Raw genomic sequence first — 23131 nt, forward strand, 5'->3', positions numbered from 1 at the left:
TACGGCGTTTGTTGTTATTTTGTAAAATAACTGAATTTGCAAGAAAAAAAAAGCGACTATTGTCGCTTTCTCTACCCATTAGTGTTAAGCCAGATATTCGCGGCCTAGAGTTTACCTAGAATCTCATCACTGAGTTTTAAGTCATCGTTGCGGTTAACACTCACGCCAGCTGCGATAATATTACGCGCAATGTCCTGCGCTTGCTCTAAAGAGTGCATCTCATAGGTGCCACATTGATATTCGTTAAGCTCAGGAATTTCAGATTGTTCAACAACTTTTAGCACATCTTCCATTGAAGCAAGCCACGCATCCGCAACTTGACGTTCAGTAGGCACACCAATCAGACTCATATAAAAGCCGGTGCGACAGCCCATTGGAGAAATATCAATAATTTCCACATCATCACCATTTAAATGGTCGCGCATAAAGCCCGCAAACAGATGTTCCAAAGTGTGGATGCCACGCTCGCTCAGGATATCTTTATTTGGTGCGCAAAAACGCAGATCGAATACGGTAATCGCATCGCCTTTTGGGGTCGTCATATGTTTGGCAACACGTACGGCAGGTGCATTCATCCGAGTATGGTCAACGGTAAAGCTATCAAGTAATGGCATAGAGATCTCCAAATTATCAGGGCGATACAACGCCACTGTCGCTATCTGTTTATAGGTGCAAGCATAACATCAAATGGATTTGGACCGATAACAAGATAACTTAAGATGAAATCATCTCATACCAGTCAGATGCTAATATAAACATTTTGTGTAAATAAACGGCATTAATGCTGCCGTTGCTGGCTATATGCGTCCTCAGAAATCTTATGGTATTCACGCACTCCCTGTTCATAAGCATGATAAGCACGGTACACCTTGCCCATCATCGGATCTTGTTCCGCTTGTTCTCCAATCACCTGATGTGAGATCCGCTCAAGTTCAGTTAACACCGCAAGCGGAAAAGCCCTAAGCTCGACACCTTCTTCTTTAACGAGGGTTTCGAGGGCGGTGACATTGCTCGTAGTGTATTCATCCAACATATCTTGATTGATAGCACGGGCCGCTGTTTTGACGACAGTTTGCAAATCTTCGGGGAGACTCTCAAAGGCGGCTTTGTTGATCAAAAATTCCATATTGGAACCAGGTTCATGCCAACCGGGATAGTAATAATATTTCGCGACTTTATGCAAACCAAAGGCGAGATCGTTAACTGGCCCAACCCATTCGGCGGCGTCAAGCGAGCCTGTTTGTAGCGCACTAAACAGTTCTCTGCCAGCCATATTAACAGGCACGGCGCCAACACGCTTAAGTACCTCTCCGCCCAGCCCTGGCATGCGGATCTTCAGCCCTTTAAAGTCGGCAATCGTATTGATGGGTTTATTAAACCAGCCGCCCATTTGCATGCCTGTATTTCCCCCTGCTAAGGGAATAATACCAAAGGGGCGATAAACCTCCTCCCACAGCGCCATGCCGCCGCCATAATGCAACCAGCCGTTCATTTCCTGTGCAGTCATTCCAAATGGAATCGAAGAAAAAAACTGTGAGGCTGGAGCTTTGCCCTTCCAATAATAGGAAGCTGCGTGGGCCATCTGAATTTTACCTTGGCTAACTCCGTCGAATACCGCAAAGGCAGGCATTAATTCCCCCGCGCCGTGCACGGTAATGCGCAATCGACCATGGGACATATCATTAACCAGCGTTGCAAAACGCTCTGGTGCCATACCTAAACCGGGGAAATTTTTCGGCCAAGAGGTGGCTAAACGCCATTCAATCACTTGCTTAACGGGAGGAGCATCAGTAATGGACGCTTTAGAAATAGGTTCAACATGCTGGAACGAGGGATTACAGCCTGTCGCACCAAAAAACAATACCGCAAATAATAGCCCCCCCAAATAACGCATCACCCACTCCCCTGATAAATAAACAGTTAACCGCATGAAATTCGCACTCTTTTTATAGATTAATAGGCGCTTAATCGTGCAAATAGAACATATTGTTAACACAGAATATTCGGTAGGGAAACCCAAGAATGCCTTCAATTTGAGTTAAAACAAAAAAGCCACTCTGTTAAAGTGGCTTTTTGTTTTAACTCTGACCCGTCCTAAATCGCGTTAATTAACCGCGGCAATTAGGTGTTTTAGGCACTTCGACGTCCGCTGCCCACTCACTTTGTGTAAAGGTATGAATAGATAGCGCATGTACGCCATTAGCTAACTCATTAGCTAAACAGTTGTTCACCAAGCGATGACGAGCAAGCAAGCGAAGCCCCTCAAATTCATCGCTGACCACTACAACTTTAAAGTGAGTCTCTGAATTAGGAGGAACATGATGACGATGGCTTTCATTCAGCACTTCTAAATGCGTTGGTGAGAAGCTCTCAGTTAATTTTTGATTTATGGTCTCAGCCACTGTGCCCTGCTCTTGGGTATTGGACATATTCAAATCTCGACATGGGTAAATCCAGTGGCCGCAGAGTACTGCTTCAAGTATAAAAGATCAAATTTCAGCACCTGTTTTGCAACTCAAAACCCAACAAATCCGACAACATTTTGAACTCAATAACCTTTCAACTACCCATGATAATTAACGATAAGTTGCCTAAATGTGTAGTTCCAACGGGGCTCTGTGACCTTTAGGCGCTTCGGCACACTGTGCAACCAGTCTCGTTGCATTGGCCAGTGCATAATTACCAAGTCACCACTATGTAAACTAATGCTGTATTTCTGCTTGCTATGTTTATGTTTAATCACAAAATCACGAGTCGCGCCTAAGCTGATTGAGGCAATATCACTGCCGTGAGCAATTTCAGGCTCATCATCGCTGTGAGCGCCCATACAATCTTGACCATCAGCGTAACGGTTAACTAACACGCCATTGCTACCCAGTTCAAAATCCCGTTGTAATTTATCGCGTAATTTTTGCAAATACTTAGGCCAAGGTAAGGCACGAATAAATAACCCTGAATATAAATAGTCACATCCTAGGTCGCCATACCATACCTGCTGCCGAGGGATAGCATGATATCGACCAAACACTTGAATTTGCGGGCGAGTAAATGGGTAAGATTGCGCCTCGTTAATCAACGCATTTTGTTGCGCCTTGCCCAGATACCCCCGCACTAAGGTGATGGGCGGCCTAATATCTTGACTCTCAATGATATGCGTCTCATCAGGGGTATCCAAAGGATGAGCCTCAAGTTCGAATCCAAAATCTGCTTGTTTCATACGCCAACCTTGCACACCACAAGTCTTTCCCCTAGTCGCCAAACGAAACTGATTTTTGTTTTTCGCTTGGGTTTGCACAGCGCCAGTGTACCCAGTCTCAGTCCAAGGATTCAAATTCGGCCTGTAAACTTAACCGCCACAACATTAGATCAACGGCATGCACAAACCTACACTCGCAAAGGCAAACATCGCAAGCAGCCATGAAATCTGCGATAATCAGCGCCTTATTTTATTGACACCGTTTTTATTGGCACAACACAACATGACGACACAATTTTCAGTAGCAGGAATAGAGCTCGAACTATTTCGCTATCCCGCTTCGCAGGAATCTAATCTTCAAGCGTGGGATGCCGCAGACGAGCATTTAATCAATAGTCTAATTGAAGGTGGGCAAATCGCTGTGCCAACAGCCATTATTAACGATAGTTTTGGCGCCTTAAGTTGCGCCCTCTCCCGTATCAATCCCAACTGGCCACTTCGGGTTGAAACCGATGCCAGAACCAGCTTTTTAGGTACAGAGCAAAATCATCTTCGTAATCAGTTACCCATGAATAACCTACAATGGTTTACCAGTCGCGATACCTTGCCTAAAGATGTCGCTTTAGTGTTGATGAAATTACCGAAAAATCTCACCTACTTTGCCCACCAGCTAATGCGTCTGTCACAGGTATTACCCGCTGGCTGTCGTGTCTTAGTTGGCGCAAAAGCTAAGTCAATCAACGCGAGTTTACTAGCATTATTTGCTAAACACTTAGGGCCTGCGAGCGCCAGCCTTGCTTGGAAGAAGACCCGTGTGATCACTTGTATTAGTGATGGAAAGCCAAGAACACTGCCAAATGAAATCATTTGGGATATTCCCGAATTCAAACTCCAAATCAGTAATTTAAGCAATGTCTTTGCCGCTAATAAGCTCGATATCGGCGCACGAATTATGCTCGATAATCTGCCAAAAGGTGAATTTAACACGATTGTCGACCTTGGCTGTGGCAATGGCGTGCTTGGGCTTCGTGCCGCCCAATTATATCCCAATGCCGATATCCATTTTATCGATGACTCCGAAATGGCTGTTGCCTCGGCAAAAGCCAATTGGACAACCAATCAACTCCCCGAAGGTAAGGGACATTTTCATTGGGATGATTGCATGAGCCACTTTCCTGATAATGTAGAGCCTGATTTAGTGCTGTGTAATCCCCCCTTCCACCAAGGTGAGGCCATTACCGATCATATTGCTTGGCAAATGTTTTTAGACGCCCGTCGTCGGTTAAAAAATGGCGGGATTTTACATATAGTGGGCAATCGCCACTTGGCTTACCATGTGAAATTACAACGCTTATTTAAAAACTGCACCACCATTGCCTCTAATGGCAAATTTGTCATCCTGCAAGCTCAAAAATAACCCTTTATACATTGCGAAACTAGCGCTAGCGAATAGCGCTTTTTTGCGAACGGTCCCATATGCCCATCATCAGAATTTTCCGAACATCGGCTTTTAACTAGCCGACACCACAAGTTGTCAGTACAATCCGCTACAGCAAATGCATAGAATTTAGCAGCTTAGATTTTTATGCCCCCAATGCATTATGGATAGCGTATTTAGGATACAGATATGCCGTTAAAGGATGACGTAGACCAACTCAAAGCGGAATTGGCACAATTAACGTTGCAGCACCTCTCGCAGCAAACGTCATTTAGCCGCCAACTGGCTGAATTTTCAGCCAAACTCGATACTTTAAGCATAAGGCTTGAACAGCAAGATAACGGCGCAAATCCAACGAATATTGCAATGGAAATTGCCGCAGTTGAGCCATCCCCCATTGCGATCTCAGTTGACCATCGCACGATGGAGAGTGATGTCGCCAAGCAGTCAGAAGCGGTTTCACATTCTATTCAGCCACAAGTAACCTCCCCTTGGCAGGATGATCCTTGGCTGCGCCCCAGTGAGCAACATTCCAATGCCGACTCACAGCAAGCGACTGACCATGAGCTAACAAAGCAGGTGCGGGCGGAACTAGGCGCTCAAGCAACAAACCAAGTAGAAGCGCAAGTGGAAGCCTTTTTATCCCAAGGCGTTGCCGCAATAATGGCTCCATTTGTAGCCATTAAGGAACAGGTAAAAGGCTTCTATCAACACTATCAAGCCAAAGGCTTGGGTCCAGTGTTTTTAATGACTGTCGCCGGCATAATTACCCTCACTCTAGGTTTTGGTTATCTACTGCAATATTCCATCAATCATTGGTTTTCCGAACTCGGTAAAGCATTACTCGGTTTTGGCTGTGCTAATGCGATAATCGCTGGCGGCATTTTTATCCGTCAAAAACGCCAAGGCATGGCCGATTTTGGCTCAGGTATCGTCGGATTAGGGCTGATCTTAAATTACCTGTGCGCCTATTTTATTGGCCCCTATTTTGAGATTATCCCCAACAGCGCCAGCTTCATTCTATTGCAATTGATAACCTTAGCGGGCTACGGCCTATCGATGCGTCTCGATGCCAAAGTCATTGCTATCATCGCCTTAATCGGTGGTTCAACAGCACCTATGATGCTGTTATCCCAAAGCTATGCGCCGCTATTATATATCCCCTATTTACTGCTGATAGGTACTGGGGCATTGGCCCAAAGCCGCAAATTGCAGTGGCCAATACTGCTTGAAATGACCGCCTTATTACATATCGCTTGTATTGAAGCCTTCAGCTATTTTGTCGATTTACCACTCCATCAATGGGACAGTACTGCAGTGCTCGCCGTTGTCAGTATTAACGCCCTATTTTATCTCTATGGAATAGTTGGACTTATCTTTAGCTCATCAACAACACTCAGCCATAGGGCGTTGGCACTGCCGATTGCGTTATTGGCTTTTGTGCTGTTTGAACTCACGCAATTTACTGAGTTTGCAGGAGAAATATTTATCGTCAATGCGCTGGTGTGCGCAGGACTATACCTCAAGCTAAAAAATCGACTCGATAAATCCCAAAGTAGCCTCTTACTGATGTTTGGCGCAAGCTTTGCTGCCTTTGCGGCACTTTATCTGTTAAGCCATGATTTCTTAGGATTAGTATTGCTACTCGAGGCAATATTACTGTTGTGGATTGGCCTCAAAGAAAAACTGATTTCAGTACGGGCAGAAGCCTATGTCTTGCTAGTGATGGGACTGGCGCTCAATGTTTATGGCCTGCTCTCGGGCTTAACGTTACTCGAACAGGCCACTTTATCCCCTGTGGGGGCCCTTGGCTTCCCCCTTATCGCATTAGCCTTAAGTGCTGGCGGATTGTTCTTTACGATCAATCAACTAACAAATAATGAATTAATACTTTCCAAGTTAGAAGGACAACTCAGCTATCTACTAAAAGAAATCTTGAGTGGCTTTTATGTCGCGACCCTATTGGTTGCGGCTTATCTTATCAGCAGCGATTACTACCTCGCCATTGTGCCACTCCTTAGCCTGTTACTCTTGTATTTAAGTAGCAAAGACAAACTAATGGCCAGTGAGTTTGCAGCTTGGCTATTGCTGCTGCCATTGTTATTTGCCGTAATCGAAGGCATTACTCTCTCCGGCAGTATGAGTTTTAGAGCGCAGCCGATGATGGCCAAACTGGCACGAATTGAACTATTCGCCGCCCTATTATTAACCCATTATTGGTATCGCAAATACTATCCCACATCCCTATTTGCCCAAGCTGCCAAGCAGATACAAATTGGCTGCTATCTTCTTTTACCACTGCTTTTATTGCCAAAAGTCATCCGCAATTACTGGGAGTTTACCGCAGCTGCACTCTGGTTTAGTGGCTTGTTTAGCCTTGGCTTAGCCTATGTGATCAAACATAAAGCCCTTAAGATTGAAGCTAAAATTCTAACTTGGCTTGCCGTACTCACCACAGCGAGCTTATGCCTGTTTGAAATCTGGCAAGGGCTTATCGCGCTGCTGATTGGAACACTTGTTATGGGATTTGTGCTCATCCGATATCGCAAACTCCCAGAGGAATGGCGCCAGCTGTTAACGCTTCAATGGCAACTTAGCCCCTATTATTTTGCGCTGGTATTAGCCGTTCTTGTGTATGGATTAAATCACATTGATGTAGTGGCTTGGTCGATGACAGCTTTAGCCCTCAGCGGCTACTTTGCACTATTGATCCAAAGACAGGCTAAACATACTGGCCCCCAAACGGGCTTACTAGCCCACATTGCCAACGAGATTCAAGCTGCTATTCGACCAAGCTACAGTCTTGCCTACGGTCTTTGTCTTGGCTTGGCTCTGCTACCTATCCTGCTGCATTTTGAGATATCGCTGAGAGTAGATTTGAATAACGCGTTACTGATCCTCTGCGAATTTACCGCCTTAGCATTGCTTGCCACGCTGATATTACGCCGCGGCGTTGCTATCCGTTTACATCGACGCTTCTTACCGCTGCAATGGTTGAAATGGGGTTGGCATGGGTTACTTGCGCTCAGCTATCTCACCTGGAGTTATGTATTTGATAACATGATTGCCGCGCCGCTCAGTGCGATTTTATTAGTGGTGCATGGCAGTGTATTGATGTTTATCAGCTTAAAACCCCAACATGCGGATATGATCCGACTCGCCGCAGGGCTCTTTACCTTAGCCACGCTCAAGGTGTTATTACTGGATATGGCGTCCTTCGAACTGGTGCAAAAAGTGATCGCCTTTATGTTAATTGGAGTCATTTTACTGACCGTATCTTACTTTTATCAAAAGGCGCGTAATCGCCAACAACAAGCAACTTCGTGAGTGATGTTTATCGTTCACACGCAAAAGGCCGCTCATGTTAGCGGCCTTTTCATGCACAAGTGATGATTACAAAGAGGATAAAACGCTTACACCAAGGCTTTTTCCAGCGCCTGCGACACATCGGCGATGATATCGTCGATATGTTCAATGCCGACGGAAATACGGATCAGATCTTCAGACACCCCAGCTCTAGCAAGTTCATTCGCATCGAGCTGTCTGTGGGTGGTGCTAGCAGGATGACAAGCTAGCGATTTAGCATCACCGATGTTCACTAAACGCAAAATCATCTTCAGGGCGTCGATAAACTTGCCACCAGCAATTTTCCCTTCCTCAGGTGTAGCAGCTTTAATGCCAAAACTGATGATCCCAGACGCTTTACCGCCAGTGATTTTTTCGCAATTCTCACGGAAAGGGCTACTTGGTAGCGCGCCATAATTAACCCAACTTACCGAAGGATGCAGTATCAAATACTCGGCTAACGCGAGCGCATTAGCACAGTGACGTTCCATACGCAGACTTAGCGTTTCAAGTCCTTGTAACAACAGGAATGCACTATGGGGTGAAAGTGCTGCCCCCGTATTACGCAGCGGCACCACACGACAACGTCCAATAAAGGCCGCTGGGCCAAAGGCTTCGGTGTAGACCACGCCATGGTAGGAAGGATCGGCTTGATTTAGCAGCGAAAAACGTTCTTTATTCGCCACCCAATCGAATTTACCCGAATCGATAATGATCCCGCCTATGGTTGTACCATGGCCACCAATGTATTTAGTCAGAGAGTGAATAACGATATCGGCACCATGCTCAAAGGGACGGCACAACACAGGGGTCGCCACGGTATTATCCACAATCAGCGGCACCCCATGTTTATGGGCAATATCGGCTAAACGTTTAAGGTCGACGATATTGCCAGCGGGGTTGCCGATTGACTCACAAAATAAGGCCTTAGTCTTGGCATCGATTAGGGCTTCGAGCTCTTCAAAATCATCAAAGGCCGCCATGCGCACTTCCACACCTTGGCGTGGCAGCGTATGGGCAAACAGATTGTAAGTGCCGCCATAAAGCTGGCTGGTACTAACAATATTATCCCCGACTTGGGTTAACGCTTGAATCGCATAGGTGATAGCCGCCATTCCCGAAGCTACAGCAAGCGCGCCTATACCACCTTCAATGGCGGCGAGTCGTTGCTCTAATACGCTAGTGGTTGGGTTCATAATCCGTGTATAAATATTGCCAGCGACTTTTAAATCAAATAGATCGGCACCATGTTGAGTATCATCGAAGGTGTAAGAAGTGGTTTGATAAATTGGTACGGCTGCTGCCTTCGTCGTCGCCTCTGATTCATATCCGTGGTGTAACGCCAGTGATTCAAGTTTCATCTTTTCTTCCCCTGTTAATTCCTCAACAATCGCGATAAATGCAATATAGGTTTAGCCTTGTGCAGATGGATACTAAAACCGCACAATAATTGTGCCCTGCGCTCAAGCTAACAGATGGCCATCTGGAAGTCTAAGAGTTTTTTATGGCCAGCATTTCCGGAGGAAAAACAGCTATACGTAACGCCCCCTCGACAGAAAAATAAGTTTTTATGGCTTTAAATTTCTATTTTTCTTTTATTAATGAGGAATCACTTCTAGGCTTGCTTTATTTTTTTAGTTGGCCTATGGTATGGGAAATTAATTAGTGATTAGTCATCAGTCCACCGATGATTAATTTAATCTTAATCTGATATGGAGATGTAGCACTGTGTTAAAAAATGCATTTTCATCACTCACATTTAAGTCAACCTCTTTCATGCTAAATGTTTCTCGTTATTTAGCCAGCGTTGTGCGCCTCTCACTTAAATTTCCAGTTTAAGCCGAGTGCCAATCGCACTCGGCAACCCACACCCTTTATTTTTATAAATTTTTAGCATCGAACCTGTGTTTAATGCTATAGCTGTATTCTAGTTAAAACTGGGGTTACCATGTTTTATTCTTTTTTTAATAATCTATTTCAGTCTTTTATATTAAAAACTGAAACCTATTACTTACAAAATAGTTTTAATGCCTCACTGCGTCCAACCTCGTTAGCAGCCGTGATTGCGAAACTGGATCAACTAAAAAGTGATGATATTGTAGAAAAAGTTACAGTAGGGCGAGAAGTTGTACTGGTAAATCAACAGGATCAGCAGGAATACCGCGTTGAGTTGGTTTACCCGCCGAGACACAAGCCTAGGGCTGGGCGCTACTCTGTAATTTCCGATCTAGGAGTGAGCTTACTTGGGCGCTCTAAAGGTGAATATGCTGAGGTAAATATTTTAGGCAAACCAGTGCTTTTTATGGTGAAGGATATTGCCCTTAGCAAAAAATAATAACCTAAATGAATAACACCTAAAACGACACTATATAAAATAAAGCATGTTCAAATTTCAGTGGCAGCATGCTTTTAGGTCGCTATTTGCGGCGGCATCTAGCATAGGCATAAGGATATATTGGAGGATACGACTTTGAAGTTTTTTACTGGCCGCGAAACGCATTAATCGCTATGAGCTAACACCAAATCCTCTTGAACATTTACTAAGTATGGCAGCGCTTATGTGAAACCCGTAAGAGGAGCAAGTGGTAAAATTTATTTAGATCATAGTGATGTAAATTATTTAAATTTATCGACAGATATATTTGAAGCAACTATCAGTGAGAATGCGGCGCTACACTCGATAGTTTGATTTTATTTCGTATCACTTTAGTTAGGAGCATTTTCCATGAGTAAAGAAAAAGCGAAAAAACCGCCGATGAAAACGTTAAAAGAGAAGCGACAGGATAAGCGGAATCGCCAAAAAGCCTCCGATTAATGCCTGTTATAAAAATCCCTTAAATCCTCTCTTTATTTACAATAGGGTGCGGCAATAACCGCACTCTATTTTTAGGTCAATTGTCGCCGATACTGCTCGGGTGAGTATTGGGCATACTTTTTAAACATCACGATATAAGGTGATGTTTGATTGTAACCCAGCGTCAACGCCACCTCTTTTATCGATAAGCCTTCACGCAGTAGTTGCAACGAATAAATAAACTTATGCCGCTGACGCAATTCAGTAAAACTCATCCCAAGGCAGTTTTGGCAACGCCGAGCAAGCGTGCGCTCTGTGGTATGTAATTCACTCGCCCAGCTTTTAAGACTCTTTTGACCGGCAGGCTCGAGTTCAAGTTGCTGCAAAATAGGTTGCAACAGTTTATCGGTACTTGATGGTAAAAATTGGGGCTGTGCTTGGCCTAAAATCAGCTGATCGATTAACACTTCAACCAAACGTTTATCCGCATCAGTCTGTGCAACCCGAACCTGTCTCTGGCGGAGATCATTCACAATTGCCAGCACTATCGGCGTCACCGCAAGTAAACAAGTTTCATCAGGAAAAACCTGCGCCAGAGTGGCAACAATATTCAATGAGCAATAATGGATACTGCGGCGGGTGTAACTCTCATGCTCTACGCCTGCAGGCACCCAAATCGCGTATTGGGATGGCGACAAAAATCGTTGTCCCGAGGCATGCAACTCCATAATGCCACCGCTGATCAGCTGTAATTGCCCCCAAGTGTGGCGATGTTTTGGCGTAATGGTATTAGGCAGAAAGGCTTCATAGTTAAAGAAAACATCAGCTACTGGCAGTTGATCTGAGCTAAGTGGATGATAAACAGGGCGCATCTGTACTCCGATAATTCAACCCAGCTCAGTTCGTGGTATCGACAGACGCAGTGGATGTCTGCCCAGGAACTGACATTGTCCTTTAAGCAATATTTATATCATAAAAGACCGGCGATAATAGCAACAATCTATGACACCGCGTTTATGCCAATTGTCATCTACTCTCTTATCCTCCAATGAAGACTGACCTATGCTGTATTTATTTCCACTGCTCGCCGTTGTGATTTGGGCTGGCAACGCTATTGTTAACAAGCTTTCCTTTGGGATTATCGCCCCTGAAGCAATTGCCTTTTACCGCTGGTTTTTTGCCATGCTCATACTTACGCCTTTTATGCTCAAACCCGTCTGGAAAAATCGTAGAAGGATCATTCCTCTGCTACCGAAATTAGCGACCTTAGCCTCCTTAGGAATGGTATTAAACCAGAGCCTTGCTTACTTTGCCGCCGCGACGACAACCGCCACCAATATGGCATTAATCAACTCGTTAGTACCTATGATAAGCCTGTTTTTAGCGGTACCTTTACTCAAGCAAAGGCTCTCGCCCTTAGTTTTAGGTGGCAGCGTAATCTCGCTGTTGGGATTAGTGTTTATGCTCAGCCACGGGGATATGACTAATCTGGCGATTGGTGTTACTGAGGGGGATTTATTATTACTTATCAGTGCCTTTGTGTACGCACTCTATGGGGTACTGTTAAAACGCTGGCAGCTACCGATATCGACGTGGGAGTCAGTTTATATTCAGGGCATAATCGCCGTGTTGATGTTAACCCCGCTGCTGTTTAGCGCGCCAAGTATTGCCATAAGCAGTCAAGCTATACCGCTTATTATCTACGCAGCCCTTGGCGCGTCACTCATCGCACCTTGGGCATGGATTAATGGCATTAGCAAGTTAGGCGCCGAGCGTACCAGCATTTTCTTCAATCTAATGCCGATTCTGGCAGCTATATTCGCGGCGATAATCTTGAATGAGACCTTAGCCATTTATCACTACCTTGGCGGCACTATGGTCATCTTGGGCGTAATGTTAGTGCAGATAAAACCCAAACCTAAAACATCGCCCGTAATCACCTGTGCCGAATAAATCAAACACTGGGTGGTGACTTAATCCTATGAGTTACCACTAGGGCGTGTTGACGTTTCGAGATTAAATTTTGTTCGTTCTGGCAAGCTCGAGCTCGCGAAACGAGGGATGATGTGTAGTGATTCCACTCAAATGACGAGCAGCTCTTAAGACAGAAAGTAAGAGCAATGGCTTGCCAGGCGACCCCTTCGGGCGGCATTTGGCTGCAAAATACCCCTGAAACGTCATTACGCCCTAATTATTCAAGCTGAAATAGACAAACGGGCTAAACCCAAAAAGGTTAGCCCGTTTTTATTTAAGACAATAGTTCAAATGAAACAAGCCGATAGGAGTGCGAGTTACAAACCTCTGCACACAAGGCACGTTTAAACATCACGGTTAGCAGACTAACTGGCCACCGAGTTGCTGGATTTTATCTTTAGCGGCTTCGGCAGAAAGATAACCCGCCACCTTAGTGAGTGCATCAGCTCGCCATGCAAACGGCGCTTGAACACTGACAACCCGCTCATTAGACGCATCAAAGCTAATGATATCGACATTACCAGTCGGTAATAGTAATGCAGGGCAGCCTAAGCTCAATTGCTGTGAAACCCGTGAGCTTGCCAGTGCCATATTACGCACAGTCACCTTTTGGCTTAATCCATTCGAGCCTCGACAAAGCACATCTAAGGAAGCTGAACCAAATACCTTCAAGTCCCCTCCCGCATTGACCCAACCACCCGACACCCCCGCACGACGTAACTCTCTGACTGCCATATCAACTGCATAGCCTTTAGCTATACCGTCAAAAGTCACCACTAATGGCCGAGCTAACCGTGCTTGGTTACCTCTAATTTCAATATCCTGCCAATCGCCCTGCAAAAGCAGCGGCATGCCAAGGTAGCAAGGTAACGCCCCGCGAGACATCATTTCGCCACCAATGGTGCAATTAAATAAGTTGTCACTGGCTTTACCGAAATATTTGGCTAACTTGAACACTCTTAGGCTATCTTGGCTTAAGGTGATCCACTGACCTGGCTGACGGTTTAAAAGATTTAACTCACTGTCTTGCTGATGAAAACTTAATAAACGCCCAATTTGGGTAATGCGAGAAAAAGCCGCGGTAATTGCAGCTTGAGCAGCTTCCTCATCGAGTGCTGACGGTGAGGATGCTTCAACAACGGATTCGACGGCAATTTCTATTAATGTGCCCAATAATGGCTTAGCTCTACGTATCACTCTGATTGCTGACTATTAAATGGATATGGATGAAAGATCACCGTTTTACCGTATATCACATCTAACAGCAATAGTCGCCAGAGTCTGTCTCGCGAGGGATTTCCGCAAGGTTAAAGCGTGAAAAACTGGCAGACATCTCTTAATCAGCAGTTAGCGCTACGCAAAAGGCGACTGAGTCACCTGATTAAGATGCGCTAAGTTGTATATGCAGCAGATAGAGAAATAATTAAATATAGCTAGATGACTCATGTGTCCGTGCGAGCACATTGGCTAACAGTAAAACCATTAGGGCGTGTTGACGTTTCGAGATTAAATTTTGTTCGTTCTGGCAAGCTTGTGCTCGCGAAACGAGGAATGATGTGTAGTGATTCCACTCAAATGACGAGCGGCTCTTATGACAGAAAGTAAGAGCAAAGGCTTGCAAGACGAACCCTTCGGGCAGTATTGGGCTGGCGTTTCTGCTGCGTTATCGTCCGTTTATGTAGAATAACTACACAGCACGGACTTTGCCTTGCATAAAAGCCAGCCAAATTGCTGTAAAAATCCCCCTAAAACGTCAACACCCCTAGTGATAATAGACTGTTTTTAAAAACTAAAATTTTACACAAACCACGATTTAAACCTCCTATTAACGAACAGATCACAATGGAAGTAAAAACATCTAGACGTCTAGATTGACAGTAAATTGGCAATCCAATATGCTTGGTACCAAGTTGCTAGGACATGATGCCAAAGCGGCATAGATTTTAAGCGAGTTTGACTGCTAAGGATTACGCAGGCAAACCGCCGAGTAAAAGAGAGATTACATTGAGTCAATCAGCCCAAACCACTGCACCCAATAACCCAGCGTCATTTGTTGCCCTGCTGCCATTATTTGTTTTTTTAAGTCTGTTTATTGGCGCAGGTGTGTATTTCCAAAGCCAAGGTGTGGACTTTGCCTTCTATCAATTACCGAGTGTGATTGCCATTATGCCAGCGATTATTCTGGCGTTGGTGCTATCAAAGCAGAAATTAAATCAAGCCATTGATACCTTTATTGGTGGCATTGGCCACAGCAATATTATTGCCATGTGTTTGATTTACTTACTAGCAGGCGGCTTTGCTGCCGTCGCGAAAGCCACTGGCGGTGTTGATGCGACCGTAGCCCTAGGGTTATCGTTAATTCCCTCAAATTTATTGCTGCCCGGCTTTTTTGTCATTGCAGCCTTTATCGCAACAGCAATGGGTACCTCAATGGGCACCATCGCAGCCGTCGCGCCGATTGCCTTAGGGGTAGCCGACCAAGCGCAAATCGATTACGCCCTGATGGCCGGTGCCGTAATGTCAGGTGCGCTTTTTGGTGATAATCTTTCGATTATCTCGGACACCACAATTGCAGCCACTCGCACCCAAGGCTGTGAGATGAAAGATAAATTTCGTGAGAATCTGATTTTTGCCATTCCCGCATCTCTGCTGACCTTTGTCGCTTTTGTGATTGCAGGCCAAGGCCAAGCTGAGTTAGCCGCTCAGAAAATCGACTTTATCAAAGTCATTCCTTATCTGACGATCCTCGTATTAGCGGTCGCGGGCTTAAATGTGTTTGTCGTCTTAACCTTAGGCATATTGCTTGCTGGTGCGACGGGCTTTATCACCATGGACTATGGTGTTATCCAATTTGGTAAGGATATCTACGCCGGCTTTAGCAATATGCAGGAGATTTTTATCCTGTCGATGTTAGTGGGTGGTTTAGCGGCGCTCATGCAACAACAAGGCGGTTTAGCCTTCGTGAGCAAGCAGATTGAAAAGCTCATCACTCGCTTCTCAAAAGCCCAAGGCGAAGCCTCTTGCCGCGCTGCAGAGTTAGGCATGGCAGGGATTGTGGCGGTAACCAATAGCTGCGTGGCTAACAATACAGTGTCAATTGTTGTCACTGGTGATATTGCAAAAGATCTGGCGGAAAAACACGGTGTTAGCCCTAAGCGCGCGGCCAGTGTGCTTGATATTTTTGCTTGTATTATCCAAGGGTTAATTCCTTATGGAGCCCAAGCGTTGTTAATCGCTTCAACCTTTAGCATCACACCGCTGGCGGCCGTATCCCATGCTTGGTATTGCATGATCCTCGCAGCTGTAGCCATTGCGATTGTGATTTTCCGTAAGCGCCACTAATTTACGTAAACATCTCAAGGTGTTATTGCTAACATCATAACACAAAGGGAGCCCTTGGCTCCCTTTGTGTTACAGGTTTTAAATTTCCCTCCCGATAGGATCCTTGCCTTCATGCTGGGATTCAGGCAAGTTACATCCGATTATTCGACCTTGCTTTACCCCATAGCGCCCTTAATCCACACCACTATTCATTAAAAGCAACATGAATCCAAGACAGCATGAGCCCAACTTTTACGATTTACATCGCCTAATCACTTGGTTGATTGTGGGAGCTGCCCTGCTCAGTGCTATAGGAGTAATAGTTGCCCTCTATGCGCAATACCAGACCACAGGCCTTAGCGCCCTATTTATCCGCGCCGATTTTTTAGGGAACTATATCCACTCCCCCCTCGCCTATGTGTTTAATTTAGGATTATTAGCTGCAGGCATTTGCATATTGCTTTCCATGGCTGGGCTGCATTTACTTAAACTCGATACCTTTAGCCAATATATTGCCCTAACGGGGGCTTGGGTTGGCACCTCGGTGATTTTGATGGGCATCTTCCCGATTAACTTTTTAACCATGCACAGGCTGGTTTCCACCAGCTATCTCTTGGGCACGCTCACTTTACACGCGCTGGTGATTATTGCAGGGATAGTCCCTAAACTGATTTGTCCAAGACCATTGTTTTACTTAAGCTTATTAAGTTTTATCAGCGCAGTTAGCCTGAGCTTACAACTGGATTGGCGCCAGCTGGATTTTCCAGCCTGTGAAACCAATAGTCACTTTTGTTTAGTCAGTGCCAATATGTGGCTACAAACCAACCTCAATATTATATGGTGCCTAAGCCTCGCATTTGCCATGCGACGATTATCAAAAATCCTGTATTATCGAGCCCAAATTCACCGCCTGTTTTAATTGAGCTAGATATGCGCTTAGCCAAGTACCTTGCCCAATGTGGCCTCAGTTCACGCCGTGAAGCCTGCCGTTTGATTGAAGCTGGGCGCATCACGCTTAATGGCAAGATTGCTAAACACACCGACCCAGTCCTACTTGATGCTGATGGTCGATGTCTTGATCGTATTTTATTAGACGAAGAACCCATTCTAGGCACTGAAGCGCTCGCCTATTGGCTATTAAATAAGGCCGTCGGCACCGATTGCCGTTTGCTCGAAGGCGATAAATCCAGCTTGCTCCATCTTCTGCCGCCTACACCAAGACTTTACCCTGTCGGCAGATTAGATAAGGATTCCCGTGGGTTATTACTGCTCACCAACGATGGCGAACTCACCCATAAACTGATGCACCCCAGCTTTGCCCACAGTAAAACCTACCATGTTTTGCTCGATAGACCCTTCACGGATGAGTTTATCGCGCAAATGGCCAGTGGCGTACAGTACAAAGAGGTGCACACTCTTCCCTGCCAAGTTTGCAGGCTCAGTGAAGACAAATTCGAAATCGTACTTACCCAAGGCTTAAATCGGCAAATTCGGCGTATGGCCAGCGCTTTAGGGTATAAGGTTATCGACTTACAACGCATCGCGTTAATGACACTAAGGTTAGCAGGAGGGGCGGAATACTCTTGTACTGAAGCAGCATTAACAGAGGGAGATATGCGGCCACTCACACGAGAAGAAATTACAACCCTAAAAGCCGCCTTAGCAATAATATAAGCAGTTTGTCTACCGCCCTCTAGCGGAGTCAAAGAAAACACACTCATTGCCTTCAAACTTGCACTTTGCGCGGATGACGAGGCAAATTTACGCGTCAATAGCAAGGCTATTACAAATCAATTCAGCACCGGAAGCGATGCAACAAGCTGTTTGATAGACATTTATTACACCGAGTCGAGGCTTATAAGCATCCTTCTCATTTTTCAGCATATTCTACAATCCAACCTATACTTTTAATTCATATGAAGCGAATGGATTTGCCTTATGCTGAAAAAGTGCTTTTTTACCATAATGTTGCAGTTGACGATTGTGAATGCGATGGCGGAAGAAAACTCCCCGTATACTTGGTCGAATGCCCTTACACTCGAGTCTGTCACCAATCTTAAAGGAGGGATCACAGAGGGAACACGCAATCTCGCAAATTTGGATTTAACCTTAGCGATCGATACGCAAGCCACCAATTGGTCGAATAATGGCAACATCTTTATTTATATCTTAGGTAATTATGGAAAGGCGCCCTCTGATTTGACTGGCGACTTACAAACTATTTCGAATATTCAAACCGATAATCATCTTAAACTCTATGAATTGTGGTATGAGCATAGTTTTGCAAATGGCGCGGTTAATTTATTGGCAGGCCTGCATGATTACAACTCAACCTTTTATACACTTGAATCTGCGGGACTATTCACAACGTCATCTTTTGGTATTGGTCCAGAAGTCGCTCAAGTAGGCCCTTCCATTTTTGCGACAACCGCGGTAGGAGTTCAACTAACACTTGTTGGTGAACATCAATATCTCTTACTTGCGACATACGATGGCATTCCCGGCGATCCTGAGCATCCGCATGGCACTCATATTAAATTTAAACAATCTGATGGGTTATTTAATGCCATTGAATGGGGAATAAAAAATGAACATTCCTATAAATTTGCCATCGGTGCATGGCACCATTCTGCAGAAGTAGAAAATCCCGTTGACGGCAATATCAGTGATTCAAATAGCGGTTTTTATTTTATTGGCGAAAAAAATATTAATAATAGATTAACCGCATTTTTCCAATATGGACGAGCTGATGCCAGTAAAAATCAGTTAGCATCCTATCTAGGTATCGGGTTCACTCTAAATAATATTTGGTTTGAAGAAGATACCATTGGTTTAGCCTATGCTTCTGCTCAAAATAGTTCGCCATTCTTAAGCGTAAATACTGATTTACTCTCCCATGAAAATATTTTAGAGCTGAGTTATTTATGTCCAGTCACATCTTCAGTGAGTATGCAAGCCAGTTTGTACGCTATAGATAATCCCAGTATGTCATCAGAGCTAGATGACGCATTCGCCGTAGGATTACGAGCCTATATTGAATTTTGAGCTAATAAATTAATCGTAGATGACGCTGTGAAATTAAAGTTTGTGGATCTATTAAGGATTTTAGGGATAGCATATGAATATTAAACAATCAATTATCGCAGGATTAGTGGCATTTTTAATATCAATCGGTATTAATACCTACATAGGCTACTCTGCAACATTAAAAATGTCGAATATGTTAACCTACATCACAGGTCCGGCTTGGAATACGGCCGATGGTGCCATGGAGGGGCAGATAGAACTTGAAAAACAAATTATTGTTATTAACCGTTTACAACAAAAACAAATTGATCTCGCCAGTGCTCGTCAAGAATTGAACGCTGCTATTGAAGGCGCAAATGAAGCCTTAGATCGAATGAAATCACAAAACTTAATAGAGCCTCAGCAAGTTAACTCATTAAATCATCGTTTAGAGAGTTTTAATCATATCCGCGAAGTCATATTTTCAGCCTTGAAAACAGGAGACGCATCAGAAAACGATATTAAACAATTTAATCAACAAATAAGTGAATTATTAGCATTTATCACCAGTTTAGAGGAAACCGCAGATAGTAAAGTTGAGGGTGAATCAAGCCAAATTGATACCATAGTAACTAATGCGAACATGATGTTGATATTAGGTTTTATCGTCTCTTTGCTTGTCGCTGTATTTGTGTATTTCATGGCGATTAAATTAATACTCACCCCGATTGCGGTAGTAACGGATAAGTTGGCTGATTTAAGCATCGGGTCTGGTGATTTAACAGTACGATTACCTAATGCCAATGCACAAACTGAAGTTGGACGCTTAGCTGACGCATTTAATGGGTTTGTACAAAAATTACAAGCCTTGATTAGTAAAGTCCAACTCAGTAATCACTCTCTCATCGCCGCTAACACGCAAATAAGCCAGTCCATTACCACTAGCTCGCAGGTTGCTGGCGCACAGTTACAAGAAATAACGCAAGTTGCAGATGCAGTAGAAAAAATTTCTCACTCCCTCAATCAAGTAGGTGACTCCGCCGAGGGTGCAAATAAAGCCTCTGAACAAGCAGTATCAAGCACTTATACAGGTAATCAGATTGTCGTTTTGGCGCAACAGGGAGTCGCTCTCGTGGCCAGTGAGGTTGATAAAGCCTCACAAGTTATTTCTAGTTTGGTTGCCGACAGTCAAAATATCAGCGCCATGTTAGATGTTATTCGAAGTATCGCAGAGCAAACCAACTTGCTAGCACTCAATGCGGCTATTGAAGCCGCGCGTGCAGGGGAAACTGGGCGCGGTTTTGCGGTGGTCGCGGACGAAGTTCGCAACCTTGCATCGAGGACACAGGAATCCACCAAATCCATTGAAATCATCATCACGAATTTATCTTCCGGTTCAGCTAAAGCTGTAGATGTAATGAATAGTGCACAGCAGCAAGCGTTAATGATAAAAGAACGGATCGGAGAAACTTCGGATGCGTTTGCAGATATCATCCGCGTTGTTGATCAAATAAAAATCATGAATGGAGATATTGCCCGCGCTTCAGAAGATGAAAAACAAGAGATGGCACATATAACTTACAGCATTTCAAATATTTTAAAACAAGCCAAAATAAATCAGCAAGCCGGAGAGTTAGCACAAACATCACAGCAACATCTGGAAGAACAAGTGGAGATGATTGAGGGGTTACTAAAACAATTTAGAACCTAAAATTACAGCGCTCTGGGAATAAAAATAGCGATAACCATTATGAGTCTATCGCTATTTTATTGTCTTGTAATTCCCACGTGCTAATTGAATTTAAATGTGGTTCATCTAAATCATTCTAAGCCACAGTATTCACGACGACGTGATGGATTAGTTAACGATTTCCATCTCAGCTAATAGATTGTCGGCACCATCCAAATATTTCATCACCCACAACATATAACGGCTATCGACATGAATCGAGCGGTTAATCTCGTTATCAAATGCCCAACCGCCGATAATGCTTTCATACACACCATCGAACAGCAAACCGACTAATTCGGCGCGACCGTTTAAGGTAGGTGAACCAGAGTTACCGCCCGTTGTATCTAAGGTCGACAGGAAGTTAACTGGCACAGAATCAATGGATTTCATATAAAAATCACCGTATTGCTTCTGCTTAATAAGCTCTAGCTGTTGTTTCGGCGCATCAAATGGATCAATACCCGTGTCCTTTTGCACTATGCCTTCAAGGCGAGTGAATGGCACAGCCACTAAGCCATCTTTTGGCGAATAACCTTTTACGTGGCCGACAGTGACACGCAGGCTAGAGTTCGCATCGGCGTAAACGGGTTTACCTTGCTCAAGGTTATAGGCAATGATGGCATCCATATATTGCGGACGCACTTTCATCAGCTCGCCGTCTAATTCTTTTTCTTTCTTCTCTTCGCTCATATTGGTGTCATACATGGCTACCGCGAATTGAATAAAAGGATCCTTAGAGGCTTTAAAGTCGTCGACGGATTTTTCCATCCAAGCTAAACGCACATCTTTATTGCCAAGTTCGGTTTTGGCGTACATTTTATCTAAGGTTTTAGCAAGCTTAGCTTCGTTAACCTTATTATCGATACCAAACGCTTTATCCATCGCAGGTAAACGCTGCGCTTCAGGTAACGCGGCATAACGTTTGAGCATATCTAAGAGTACGGCCTTATCGACGCTCGCGGCATAACGGCGGTCAATACGTTCCATACTTGCTTTAAAGCGAGTCATATCACGGTCTTGGAAGCCGGGTTCGCGCTGCATATCTGGCAGCTGCTTCTCATGGGCTAAACGGTACAGATTCGTCGCCGTTGGTAGCATAGTGGTGCTACTGATGTAGCTTAAAATCATATCCCGCTCTTGATGGGCTTTGCTCTTGGCAATCAAGGCATCTAATTCGGCTAAGGTTTTACCGTATTTCGCCTCACGGCTGCTGTCTTTAGCGATCCACTCAGCAAGTTTCGCTTCAAGGGCTTTACGGTCGGCCAACATGGTCGATTTACCGTAAAACTCGATCATCGAAGTGAAGTTTTTAGCATAATTGGCCAGACCTGCAATTTGACTCTCATACTTAATCCGCTCGTCACTGCCCTCTGTCGCAGTTTCTTTAATGATTTCAATAAAGCGTTCACGCAGCATTTTGCCTTCGGGATAAGCCCACTCAAACTCATTTTGAACTTCAGTCGCGGTGCGATAGCGATTAGTACGGCCGGGGTAACCCGCCACCATCACAAAGTCACCTTCGCTCACGCCTTTGGCAGAGACTTTTAAGAAACTCTTTGGCTCGTAGGGCACGTTGTCAGCGCTAAATTCTGCAGGTTTACCATTTTTAGACACATAAGCGCGATAGAAAGAATAGTCGCCCGTATGACGTGGCCACATCCAGTTATCGATATCGCCACCGTATTTACCCACACTGCCCGCTGGATTGTAGACTAAACGCACGTCGCGGATTTCTAGCTGTTTAACCAGATAGTATTCCAAGCCACCGTGGAAGCTATACACCTGGCAACGATAGCCTTCGTCTTTTTCACACTCGGCAACAAGGGCTTTCTCTTGGTTTTCAATCCCTTGATAAAACTCACGGCCGGTTTTGTTTTCTAGCCCAGCTTTAACGCGCTCAGTAACATTGGTGACATCTTCAGTCACATACACGCGTGAGCCTGGGGCTGCGGGCAATTCATCGGCAAAGGTTTTAGCTAAAAAACCGTCCTGAAGGAGGTTTTTCTCAGGAGTAGAATTGTATTGAATCGAACCATAGGCACAGTGATGGTTCGTCACCACTAAGCCTTTTGGCGATACAAAAGATGCCGTACAGCCACCGAGACTAATCACGGCATTCATCGGGAATTCGGTGAGCTTAGAAATTGATTTAGCATCAATTTCTAAGCCTTTCGCTTTGAGTACGTCAGCCATGGCTGGCAACTGATGGGGCTGCCACATGCCTTCGTCGGCATGGGAAGCAAAACTTGCAGCCACGGCAACTGAGAGTAACCATTTTTTCATTGTGTTAAGTCCGTTTTGGTGAAGAAAGCCGAGCGCTTGCGA

Annotated in this window: 17 protein-coding genes; 9 read left to right on the forward strand and 8 right to left on the reverse strand. The window is 44.7% G+C overall.

What is annotated here, in order from left to right; all coding sequences use genetic code 11:
- Positions 1-104 precede the first annotated feature (104 nt).
- The 4 genes from luxS to H9J30_RS03110 form a co-directional block, all read right to left on the reverse strand.
- Complete coding sequence (gene luxS / locus H9J30_RS03095) at positions 105-614, reverse strand: S-ribosylhomocysteine lyase (RefSeq protein ID WP_011071345.1); 510 nt, start codon at positions 612-614, stop codon at positions 105-107.
- A 164-nt stretch (positions 615-778) separates the two neighbouring features.
- Complete coding sequence (locus tag H9J30_RS03100) at positions 779-1894, reverse strand: TRAP transporter substrate-binding protein (RefSeq protein ID WP_240130061.1); 1116 nt, start codon at positions 1892-1894, stop codon at positions 779-781.
- A 214-nt stretch (positions 1895-2108) separates the two neighbouring features.
- Positions 2109-2429: a BolA family protein gene (locus H9J30_RS03105; protein WP_240129621.1), complete on the reverse strand. Its 321-nt coding sequence runs from the start codon at positions 2427-2429 to the stop codon at positions 2109-2111.
- Between the two features lie 134 nt (positions 2430-2563).
- A complete protein-coding gene (locus H9J30_RS03110) occupies positions 2564-3217 on the reverse strand; it encodes an alpha-ketoglutarate-dependent dioxygenase AlkB family protein (protein WP_240129622.1) in 654 nt (217 codons plus the stop codon).
- Between the two features lie 262 nt (positions 3218-3479).
- Here H9J30_RS03110 and H9J30_RS03115 point away from each other — a divergent pair, with 262 nt between their 5' ends.
- Positions 3480-4613 carry a methyltransferase gene (locus tag H9J30_RS03115; RefSeq protein WP_240130062.1) on the forward strand — a complete coding sequence of 378 codons (1134 nt, stop codon included), beginning with the start codon at positions 3480-3482 and terminating at the stop codon, positions 4611-4613.
- A 210-nt stretch (positions 4614-4823) separates the two neighbouring features.
- On the forward strand, positions 4824-7961 hold the full coding sequence (locus H9J30_RS03120) for a DUF2339 domain-containing protein (protein WP_240129623.1): 3138 nt from the start codon (positions 4824-4826) through the stop codon (positions 7959-7961).
- A gap of 86 nt (positions 7962-8047) precedes the next feature.
- On the opposite strand, the gene H9J30_RS03125 is transcribed toward H9J30_RS03120, so the two are convergent.
- Positions 8048-9340, reverse strand: coding sequence for an O-acetylhomoserine aminocarboxypropyltransferase/cysteine synthase family protein (locus tag H9J30_RS03125; RefSeq protein WP_240129624.1), 1293 nt, complete (start codon positions 9338-9340; stop codon positions 8048-8050).
- Positions 9341-9927: 587 nt separating this feature from the next.
- On the opposite strand from H9J30_RS03125, the gene H9J30_RS03130 reads away from it, so the two are divergent.
- The gene (locus H9J30_RS03130) at positions 9928-10314 is read left to right on the forward strand and encodes a GreA/GreB family elongation factor (protein ID WP_240129625.1); all 387 of its coding nucleotides are present in this window, start codon (positions 9928-9930) and stop codon (positions 10312-10314) included.
- Between the two features lie 551 nt (positions 10315-10865).
- Here H9J30_RS03130 and H9J30_RS03135 read toward each other — a convergent pair.
- Positions 10866-11645, reverse strand: a complete 780-nt coding sequence (locus H9J30_RS03135; RefSeq protein WP_240129626.1) for an AraC family transcriptional regulator — start codon at positions 11643-11645, stop codon at positions 10866-10868.
- A gap of 190 nt (positions 11646-11835) precedes the next feature.
- Here H9J30_RS03135 and H9J30_RS03140 point away from each other — a divergent pair, with 190 nt between their 5' ends.
- Positions 11836-12726 carry a DMT family transporter gene (locus H9J30_RS03140; protein WP_240129627.1) on the forward strand — a complete coding sequence of 297 codons (891 nt, stop codon included), beginning with the start codon at positions 11836-11838 and terminating at the stop codon, positions 12724-12726.
- Positions 12727-13104: 378 nt separating this feature from the next.
- Here the strand turns inward: H9J30_RS03140 and H9J30_RS03145 are convergent, their stop codons facing one another.
- Positions 13105-13944 carry an FAD:protein FMN transferase gene (locus H9J30_RS03145; RefSeq protein ID WP_240129628.1) on the reverse strand — a complete coding sequence of 280 codons (840 nt, stop codon included), beginning with the start codon at positions 13942-13944 and terminating at the stop codon, positions 13105-13107.
- 807 nt (positions 13945-14751) lie between these two features.
- On the opposite strand from H9J30_RS03145, the gene H9J30_RS03150 reads away from it, so the two are divergent.
- The 5 genes from H9J30_RS03150 (at position 14752) to H9J30_RS03170 (ending at position 20785) form a co-directional block, all read left to right on the forward strand.
- Complete coding sequence (locus H9J30_RS03150; RefSeq protein WP_240129629.1) at positions 14752-16089, forward strand: Na+/H+ antiporter NhaC family protein; 1338 nt, start codon at positions 14752-14754, stop codon at positions 16087-16089.
- A gap of 202 nt (positions 16090-16291) precedes the next feature.
- Positions 16292-16987, forward strand: a complete 696-nt coding sequence (locus H9J30_RS03155) for a hypothetical protein (RefSeq protein WP_240129630.1) — start codon at positions 16292-16294, stop codon at positions 16985-16987.
- Positions 16988-16998: 11 nt separating this feature from the next.
- Positions 16999-17742 (forward strand): 23S rRNA pseudouridine(2604) synthase RluF, encoded by a 744-nt coding sequence (locus H9J30_RS03160; RefSeq protein WP_240129631.1) that lies wholly within the window; start codon positions 16999-17001, stop codon positions 17740-17742.
- Between the two features lie 264 nt (positions 17743-18006).
- A complete protein-coding gene (locus H9J30_RS03165) occupies positions 18007-19113 on the forward strand; it encodes a carbohydrate porin (protein WP_240129632.1) in 1107 nt (368 codons plus the stop codon).
- Positions 19114-19186: 73 nt separating this feature from the next.
- Positions 19187-20785: a methyl-accepting chemotaxis protein gene (locus H9J30_RS03170; RefSeq protein WP_240129633.1), complete on the forward strand. Its 1599-nt coding sequence runs from the start codon at positions 19187-19189 to the stop codon at positions 20783-20785.
- 147 nt (positions 20786-20932) lie between these two features.
- On the opposite strand, the gene H9J30_RS03175 is transcribed toward H9J30_RS03170, so the two are convergent.
- On the reverse strand, positions 20933-23089 hold the full coding sequence (locus H9J30_RS03175) for a S46 family peptidase (protein ID WP_240129634.1): 2157 nt from the start codon (positions 23087-23089) through the stop codon (positions 20933-20935).
- Positions 23090-23131: the final 42 nt, after the last annotated feature.

It is taken from the genome of Shewanella cutis, assembly GCF_022410515.1.
GTDB classification, from domain to species: domain Bacteria; phylum Pseudomonadota; class Gammaproteobacteria; order Enterobacterales; family Shewanellaceae; genus Shewanella; species Shewanella cutis.